We start from the raw sequence: 4,460 nt of genomic DNA, 5'->3' as shown, positions 1-4,460 counted from the left end.
GGTCCAGCGGCAGCCGGTCGTCGGCGGCGAGCCGGTCGACGAGGTCGGGCTCGCGGCCCTCCTCCCGCATCGCCAACGCCACCGCCACCGCGTTCTCCTTGATCGCCTCGTGCGCGACCTCTCGGCCGACCCCGGCCCGGACGGCCGCCATGAGGACCTTGGTGGTGGCGAGGAACGGCAGGTAGCGCTGGAGCTCCTTGTCGATCACGGCCGGGTACGCCCCGAACTCGTCGAGCACGGTCAGGAACGTCTCGAACATGCCGTCCAGCGCGAAGAACGCATCCGGCAGAGCGACACGACGCACCACCGAGCAGAAGACGTCGCCCTCGTTCCACTGCGCGCCGGCGAGCTCGGCGGCCATAGAGCCGTACCCGCGGAGGACCACCTGGAGCCCGTTGACCCGCTCGCAGGACCGGGTGTTCATCTTGTGCGGCATGGCCGACGACCCGACCTGGCCGGGCTGGAAACCCTCGGTGACCAGCTCGTGTCCGGCCATCAGCCGGATCGTGTGGGCCAGCGAGGACGGGCCGGCGCCCAACTGGACCAGCGCGGAGACGACCTCGTGGTCGAGGGACCGCGGGTACACCTGGCCGACCGAGTCCAGGGTCCGGGAGAAGCCCAGGTGCCCGGCGATGCGGCTCTCGAGCTCCGACATCTTCCCGGCGTCGCCCCCGAGCAGGTCGAGCATGTCCTGCGCGGTGCCCATCGGGCCCTTGATACCGCGCAGGGGGTACCGCTCCATCAGTGAGTCGACCCGCTCGAGCGCCAACAGCAGCTCATCGGCCGCGGAGGCGAAGCGCTTGCCCAGGGTGGTGGCCTGCGCGGCGACGTTGTGGCTGCGGCCGGCCATCACCTGGTCGCGGTGCGCCACCGCGTGCTCGGCCAACCGGCGAACCGCTGCCACCCCGCGGTCGCGGACCAACTCGAGGGAGCGGATCACCTGGAGCTGCTCGACGTTCTCGGTGAGGTCCCGGCTCGTCATTCCCTTGTGGATCTGCTCGTGTCCGGCGAGGGCGTTGAACTCCTCGATCCGGGCCTTGACATCGTGCCGGGTCACCCGCTCGCGCTCGGCGATCGACGCCAGGTCCACGCGATCGATCACGGCCTCGTAGGCCTCGATCACACCGTCGGGAACGGTGACTCCCAGATCACGCTGAGCGCGCAGGACGGCGATCCACAGCTGCCGCTCGAGCACGATCTTGTGCTCGGCGGACCACAGAGTGGCCAGGTCGGCGCTCGCGTAGCGCGAGGCGAGGACGTTGGAGATCCGGGGCTTGGTGGCCCGGGCGGGTACGGCGTTCTGGGCGGTCACGCCCCCAGTATCGCAGCCCGATCAGGAGATGACCGAGCCGCCGGTGGACCCGGCGAGGATCTCGCGGGCGTTGAGGTAGACCTGCTCGACCGTCAGCGGCGCCTGCAGCAGCAGCCACGGCCGGGTGATGTAGACGCTGGCGGTGATGATCTCGGCGGAACCCATGCGCCGACGGTAGCCGCCCGGAGGCACCGGCGGGGACGCCACGTCCCCGAGGCCCAAGGCGCCTACGGGCCGGTGCCCACGGCGTCCACGGGCCGGTGCCTACGGCGCCAGTTCCGCCTCGAGCCGGTCCATGGCCTCGGCGATCTCGTCGGTTGCCCCGGCGAAGCTCAACCGGACCGTGTGGTGGCCGTCGACGGTGTCGAAGTCGACGCCGGGTGTCAGCGCGACCCCCGTGTGTTCGAGGATCTCCGCGCACCACGCCACCGAGTCGTCGGTCCACTGCGAGACGTCGAAGTAGGTGTAGAAGGCTCCGTCGGGAGGTGCGGTCTCCCCCACCCCGAGTCCGGCGAGTCGGCGCAGCACGAGCTCGCGGTTCCGGGCGTACCGCTCCACGTGTGAGTCGAGCTCGGCTGCCGAGTCCTCGGTGAACGCGGCGACGGCGGCGAACTGGGCGTGCGCGGGCGGGCAGATGGTGAGGTTTCCGATGAGCCGGTCCACGGGGGCGCTCAGGTACCGCGGCAGCAGCATCCACCCGATCCGCCAGCCGGTCATGGAGAAGTACTTGGACACCGAGCCCATCACCACGGACTCGCGGCTCGTCCGCCATGCGCTCGCGCACTCCCGGCCGTAGGTGACGCCGTGGTAGATCTCGTCGCTGACCAGCAACGTGCCGTGGGCCTCGCACCAGCGCGCGAGGGCGGCGAGTTCGGCGGCGTCGATGATCGTCCCGGTCGGGTTGGCGGGACTGGCCACGATGAGGCCGGCGGGCGGGTGGCCCAGCTCCGCCGTGACCGCCTCGAGCTGCGCGACCGTGGGTTGGTACCGGGTCTCGGGGCCGCAGGCGATCTCGTGGACAAGGCAGCCCAGGGCCTGGAGGGTGTTGCGGTAGGCGGGGTACCCGGGGCGGGCCATGACGACGGTGTCCCCGGGATCGAACGCGGCCAGGAAGAGCACCGTGAATCCGCCGGACGACCCGGTGGTGACGACGACGTCGTCGGCGGTCACCTCGACACCGTCCACCCGCCGGTGGTGGTCCGCGATCGCCTCCCGGAGCGGTCGGATTCCGATCGCCTCGGTGTAGCCGAGGATCTCGCCGTCCACCGCGCGCCGTGCGGCCTCCAGCACCGGCCCGGGCGCCGGGGTCGAGGGCTGCCCGGCACACAGGGAGATCACGTCGCCGTGGGACTCCTGACGCCGCGCCGCCGCGGCCAGGACGCTCATGACGTGGAACGGCTCGACGGCCGACCTGAGAGAGGGGGTACGCGCGACGCTCATGCCCCCGACGCTATCGCCCCCGTCAGGAGGTCAGTCCGAACACCCACACCAACAGGGTCATGGTGACGAGCGTGATGAGCACGATCCCCACGAGGTTGAGCCACACCCCGCCGCGGATCATCTGGCCGATCGTCACGTATCCGGATCCGTACGCGATGGCGTTGGGCGGGGTCGCCACCGGCAGCATGAACGCGCAGGTGGCGGCCAGGGCGACCGGGACCGCCAGCAGCATCGGGTCGAGCCCGAGACCCAGCGCCACCCCACCCGCGACCGGCAGGAATGTCGCGGCGGTGGCGGTGTTGCTGGTCAGCTCGGTGAGGAAGATGATCCCCGTGGCGGCCACCACCACCAGCAGGATGACCGGCAGGGCACCCAGCGCACCGGCCTGCTCGCCGATCCAGTCGGTGAGCCCCGAGCCGGAGAACTGCGAGGACAGCGCCAGCCCGCCGCCGAACAGCAGGAGCACGCCCCAGGGCAGTGCCAGCGCGGCGTCCCAGGTGAGCAGCCGCACGCCGCGCTGGGATCCGGCGGGCAGCAGGAACAGCAGCAGACCGGCCGCGAGCGCGATGCCCGCGTCCGAGATCGGCGGCTCCTCGAACACCAGCGGGACCGCCACCCACGCCACCGCGGCCGCCACGAACACGGCCAGCACGCGCTTCTCGCCGGACGACGTCGGGCCGAGTCTGCGCAGCTCGTCGTCGAACAGCTTCCGCCCACCGGGGATCCGCTCGATCTCCGGCTTGAACAGGACCTTGGTGAGCAGGAGCCAGGTGATCACCAGCATGACCACCGCGAGCGGCAGCCCGACCAGCATCCACTGGCCGAAGCCCAGCTGGATGTCGTGCTCGGCGCTGAGGTATCCGGCGAGCAGGGTGTTGGGCGGGGTCCCGATGATCGTCGCCAGTGACCCGACGGACGCCGCGTAGGCGATGCCGAGCATGAGGGCCGTGCCGAAGTTGGAGCGGATCACCGCCTCCTTCACCGCATCGGAGCTCGGATCCGCCTGCGGGTCCATCTCGGGCATCGCGGTCTTCCCGTCACCGTCGCCGCCGCCGCCGAGCTCGGAGGCCAGCATCAGCACGGACACACCGATCGGCAGCATCATCACGGCCGTCGCGGTGTTCGACACCCACATGCTCAGGAACCCGGTCGCGATCATGAACCCGGCGATCACGCGCGTGGACCGGGTGCCCATCGCGCGCACGGTGAGCAGGGCGATCCGCCGGTGCAGGTTCCACCGCTGCATGGCGATCGCGATGAGGAACCCGCCCATGAACAGGAAGATGATGTTGTTGCCGTACTGGGCGCCGACGTCGTCGACCGAGATGTCCTGACCCAGCACCGGGAACGCGATGAGCGGCACCAGCGCCGTGGCGGGGATGGGGATGCACTCGGTCATCCACCAGATCCCCAGCAGCACCGCCACGGCAGCGGTCAGTCGCGCATTGTGCTCCAGGTCCCCCGGCATGACCGTGTAGACCAGCACCGCGGCCGCGACCCCGGCGACGGTCCCGATCACACTGCGGACGAACTCGCCGCGGGGCACGGCGCCGTCGCGCTCACCGGGCGACTTCTGCTCGATCTCCGCGCCGCGGTCCGGGTCCGGGTCCAGGCCGCTCAGGTGGGGGGCCATGACCATCCTCCGGCCCCTCGGCCGATCACGGTCGCCGGTTGCCATCGCCTTCTCCCTCGCGCGCCACGCGTCCCG

The 4,460-nt window shown here is 71.0% G+C and carries 4 protein-coding genes; all 4 read right to left on the bottom strand.

Annotated features, from left to right (window positions below):
* Positions 1-1,312, bottom strand: a 1,312-nt coding sequence (gene purB / locus G6019_RS07350; RefSeq protein ID WP_182627311.1) for an adenylosuccinate lyase, incomplete at its 3' end; no start/stop codon positions are given.
* 21 nt (positions 1,313-1,333) lie between these two features.
* Positions 1,334-1,477 (bottom strand): hypothetical protein, encoded by a 144-nt coding sequence (locus tag G6019_RS07345; RefSeq protein WP_156509565.1) that lies wholly within the window; start codon positions 1,475-1,477, stop codon positions 1,334-1,336.
* Positions 1,478-1,576: 99 nt separating this feature from the next.
* Positions 1,577-2,752 carry an aminotransferase class I/II-fold pyridoxal phosphate-dependent enzyme gene (locus G6019_RS07340; RefSeq protein ID WP_182612634.1) on the bottom strand — a complete coding sequence of 392 codons (1,176 nt, stop codon included), beginning with the start codon at positions 2,750-2,752 and terminating at the stop codon, positions 1,577-1,579.
* A gap of 22 nt (positions 2,753-2,774) precedes the next feature.
* Entirely contained in the window at positions 2,775-4,385 is a 1,611-nt protein-coding gene (locus G6019_RS07335; protein ID WP_241727963.1) for an SLC13 family permease, read from the bottom strand.
* Positions 4,386-4,460 lie beyond the last annotated feature (75 nt).

Origin of the sequence: Dietzia sp. DQ12-76 (assembly GCF_014145045.1) — a bacterium.
Lineage (GTDB): Bacteria > Actinomycetota > Actinomycetes > Mycobacteriales > Mycobacteriaceae > Dietzia.
Note: the sequence above shows the minus strand (reverse complement) of the source record. Positions and strands in the feature narration are given on the sequence as shown.

Bases quoted from the DNA above. Each gene is read 5' to 3' on its own strand.
- G6019_RS07345 (WP_156509565.1), bottom strand. From the start codon at position 1,477: ATGGGTTCCGCCGAGATCATCACCGCCAGCGTCTACATCACCCGGCCG.
- G6019_RS07340 (WP_182612634.1), bottom strand. From the start codon at position 2,752: ATGAGCGTCGCGCGTACCCCCTCTCTCAGGTCGGCCGTCGAGCCGTTC.
- G6019_RS07335 (WP_241727963.1), bottom strand. From the start codon at position 4,385: ATGGCCCCCCACCTGAGCGGCCTGGACCCGGACCCGGACCGCGGCGCG.